Source organism: Leptospira soteropolitanensis, assembly GCF_026151655.1.
Taxonomy (GTDB): Bacteria; Spirochaetota; Leptospiria; order Leptospirales; family Leptospiraceae; genus Leptospira_A; species Leptospira_A soteropolitanensis.
The window spans coordinates 1-1,264 of the sequence record NZ_JAMQPN010000059.1; the positions used below are offsets into that span (position 1 = coordinate 1).

Sequence of the window (1,264 nt, forward strand, 5' to 3'; positions counted from 1 at the left end):
TGGTATTCCCCCTTTTTTTCGGACAGAAAATCAGGCGGCTCGCTGTTCATATAATTTTCTAAAATCTACAGGTGAAGTAAAGCCTAAAGTAGAATGAATTCTTTTGCGATTGTAAAATATTTCGATATATTCAAACAAACTTTGTTTGGCTTGATCAATATTCTTAAATTTAACATGTCTTATTAATTCATTCTTTAGTGTTTTAAAAAATGATTCTGCTACTGCATTATCCCAACAATCTCCTTTTCTACTCATGCTTTGTTTCATTTTATGTTCAGTGATTTTATTTCTAAACTCTTTGGAAGCAAATTGGATCCCACGATCTGAATGAAAAATACAACCGGGTTTAGGTTGATGTAGTAAAATCGCTTTTTCAAAACAATTTAACAAAGATTTTGCTTCTAAACTTTCACTTAAATCCCAGCCAACGATTTCTCGATTGAATAGATCGATGATCATTGTTAGATAAAACCATCTTGAATCAATTTCGATATAAGTTATATCGGAGCACCATACTTTCCCTGGCTTTGATGCCTTGAATTCCCGATTAAGTAAGTTTGGCGAAATTGTCGCAGAATGATTTGAGTTTGTGGTTACCACTGTAAACCTTTTTACGATTTTACTGCGAATATTGCCTATTTTCATCAATTTCTCTACCAATTTTTTACTGCAAGAATATCCTTTTGATAGCAACTCCTGATAGATCTTTGGACTTCCATATCTCTCTTCAGACTCTTTATGAATTCTCTTTATTTCGGTTAGTAAGAGAATATTATAAGCTTTTCGTTTGCTTAGCTTTCTGTTTTTCCAATTATAAAAACCAGACCTAGAGACTTCTAACGTCTTACACATTTTCACCACTCCAAAGATTTCTACATTATCTCGAATAAACTGATACTTCCCTATTTTTGTAGCGGGTCTCTTGTGAAAATGCCTATGGACTTTTTTAAGATTGAATTCTCTTCTTCCAATTGTTTGATTATTTTTTCTTTTTCTTTCAATAAAGCTTCATAATCTTTCTTTATCTTTTTTGATGGAGTGGTTTCCTTTTTTACTTCATCCATGTATTTATCCCGCCAGCCTCTAAGGGTAGATTCAGGTATTCCTAATTCCTTGGCAGTAAAATTTACTCTCCTTCCATTTTCCAAATATCGTTTTATCGCTTGGATTTTGAACTCATGAGGGTAGTCCTTTGCTTGTTTATACATTTGTTTCTCCTTAGCGAAGATCCAAATTTTGTGTCCAGTTTTTTGGGGGAATACCA

General features: G+C 33.1%; 2 protein-coding genes. Both read right to left on the minus strand.

Annotated elements, in window-relative coordinates; translation table 11 throughout:
- Window positions 1-30: 30 nt before the first annotated feature.
- Complete coding sequence (locus ND811_RS19270) at window positions 31-1,002, minus strand: IS3 family transposase (protein WP_322113495.1); 972 nt, start codon at window positions 1,000-1,002, stop codon at window positions 31-33.
- On the minus strand, window positions 903-1,264 hold a 362-nt coding region (locus ND811_RS19275; RefSeq protein ID WP_265353609.1), incomplete at its 5' end, for a transposase. The genes ND811_RS19270 and ND811_RS19275, both read right to left, overlap by 100 nt.